1 pseudogene is annotated in these 255 nt (G+C 63.9%); it reads right to left on the bottom strand.

Going from position 1 to position 255, the window contains the following annotated elements:
- Positions 1-71 precede the first annotated feature (71 nt).
- A pseudogene (locus tag SB754_RS21445) lies at positions 72-255 on the bottom strand (hypothetical protein); the annotation flags it as partial.

Below are 255 nucleotides of genomic sequence, written 5' to 3'. Positions count from 1 at the left end.
GGCGACGGGAAGTGGGGAAAGTCCGGTTTCAGTGTTCTCAGGCATGTGGATCTCTTTCAACAAAGGGGGTGTTACCGGGCCGGCAGCAGGTCGGTGATCAGGTCCCGGATGCGGGCCTTGATGTCGTCGCGGATGGGGCGGACAGCGTCCAGGCCCTGGCCGGCCGGGTCATCGAGCTTCCAGTCCTCATAGCGTTTTCCCGGGAAGACCGGACAGGCGTCCCCGCAGCCCATGGTGATCACGACGTCGGATTCC

It is taken from the genome of Leifsonia sp. SIMBA_070 (genome assembly GCF_046534635.1).
Classification (GTDB): domain Bacteria; phylum Actinomycetota; class Actinomycetes; order Actinomycetales; family Microbacteriaceae; genus Leifsonia.
This window is presented reverse-complemented; position numbering and strand designations above follow the sequence as displayed.